The sequence below is a fragment of the Escherichia sp. WS3227_2 genome (genome assembly GCF_046486495.1).
Classification (GTDB): Bacteria; Pseudomonadota; Gammaproteobacteria; order Enterobacterales; family Enterobacteriaceae; genus Escherichia; species Escherichia coli.
This window is the reverse complement of the sequence record NZ_JBJQLG010000040.1, coordinates 1-1,919: the sequence shown is the minus strand read 5'-3', so window position 1 is coordinate 1,919 and position 1,919 is coordinate 1. Positions and strand designations below refer to the sequence as shown.

Sequence of the window (1,919 nt, the reverse complement as noted above, 5' to 3'; positions counted from 1 at the left end):
ACACGCAGGGCCATGAAACGCGGTATGAATACAACGCCGCCGGTGACCTGACCGCCGTCATTGCCCCGGACGGCAGCAGAAACGGGACACAGTACGATGCGTGGGGAAAGGCCATCCGTACCACGCAGGGCGGTCTGACGCGCAGTATGGAATACGATGCTGCCGGACGGGTCATCCGCCTGACCAGTGAAAACGGCAGCCACACCACCTTCCGTTACGATGTACTTGACCGGCTGATACAGGAAACCGGCTTTGACGGCCGCACACAGCGTTATCACCACGACCTGACCGGCAAACTTATCCGCAGCGAGGATGAGGGGCTGGTCACCCACTGGCACTATGACGAAGCAGACCGCATCACGCACCGCACCGTGAAGGGTGAACCGGCAGAGCAGTGGCAGTATGATGAACGCGGCTGGCTGACACAAATCAGCCATCTCAGCGAAGGCCACCGGGTGACGGTGCATTACGGGTATGATGAGAAAGGCCGCCTGACCGGTGAGCGCCAGACGGTGCATCACCCGCAGACGGAAGCACTGCTCTGGCAGCATGAAACCAGACACGCTTACAACGCGCAGGGACTGGCGAACCGCTGTATACCGGACAGCCTGCCCGCCGTGGAATGGCTGACTTACGGCAGCGGCTGGCTGGCAGGCATGAAACTCGGCGACACACCGCTGGTGGAGTATACCCGCGACCGCCTGCACCGGGAAACGCTGCGCAGCTTCGGCCGTTATGAACTCACCACCGCTTATACCTCTGCCGGGCAGTTACAGAGCCAGCACCTGAACAGCCTGCAGTATGACCGCGATTACACCTGGAACGACAACGGCGAACTCATCCGCATCAGCAGCCCGCGACAGACCCGGAGTTACAGCTACAGCGACTCCGGCAGGCTGACCGGCGTCCACACCACCACCTCAAATCTGGATATCCGCATCCCGTATGCCACGGACCCGGCAGGCAACCGCCTGCCCGACCCGGAGCTGCACCCGGACATCACCCTCAGCATGTGGCCGGATAACCGTATCGCCCGTGACGCGCACTATCTTTACCGGTATGACCGTCACGGCAGACTGACGGAGAAAACCGACCTCATCCCGGAAGGGGTTATCCGCACGGACGATGAGCGGACTCACCAGTACCATTACGACAGTCAGCACCGGCTGGTGCACTACACGCGGACACAATATGCAGAGCCGCTGGTCGAAAGTCGCTATCTTTACGACCCGCTGGGCCGCAGGGTGGCAAAACGGGTATGGCGGCGTGAACGGGACCTGACGGGCTGGATGTCGCTGTCACGGAAACCGGAAGTGACCTGGTACGGCTGGGACGGCGACCGGCTGACCACGATACAGAACGACAGAACCCGCATCCAGACGGTTTATCAGCCGGGGAGCTTCACGCCACTCATCAGAGTTGAAACCGCCACCGGTGAGCTGGCGAAAACGCAGCGCCGCAGCCTGGCGGATGCGCTTCAGCAGTCCGGCGGCGAAGACGGTGGCAGTGTGGTGTTCCCGCCGGTGCTGGTGCAGATGCTCGACCGGCTGGAAAGTGAAATCCTGGCTGACCGGGTGAGTGAGGAAAGCCGCCGCTGGCTGGCATCGTGCGGCCTGACGGTGGAGCAGATACAAAACCAGATGGACCCGGTGTACACGCCGGCGCGAAAAATCCACCTGTACCACTGCGACCATCGCGGCCTGCCGCTGGCGCTTGTCAGCACGGAAGGGGCAACAGAATGGTGCGCAGAATACGATGAATGGGGCAACCTGCTGAATGAAGAGAACCCGCACCAGCTGCAGCAGCTCATCCGCCTGCCGGGTCAGCAGTATGATGAGGAGTCAGGCCTGTATTACAACCGCCACCGCTATTATGACCCGCTGCAGGGGCGGTATATCACTCAGGATCCGATTGGGCTG

At 61.5% G+C, this 1,919-nt stretch carries 1 protein-coding gene; it reads left to right on the top strand.

Going from position 1 to position 1,919, the window contains the following annotated elements:
- The coding region (locus tag ACJHXB_RS24675) for an RHS repeat-associated core domain-containing protein (RefSeq protein WP_410233551.1) at positions 1-1,919 on the top strand (1,919 nt) is incomplete at both ends.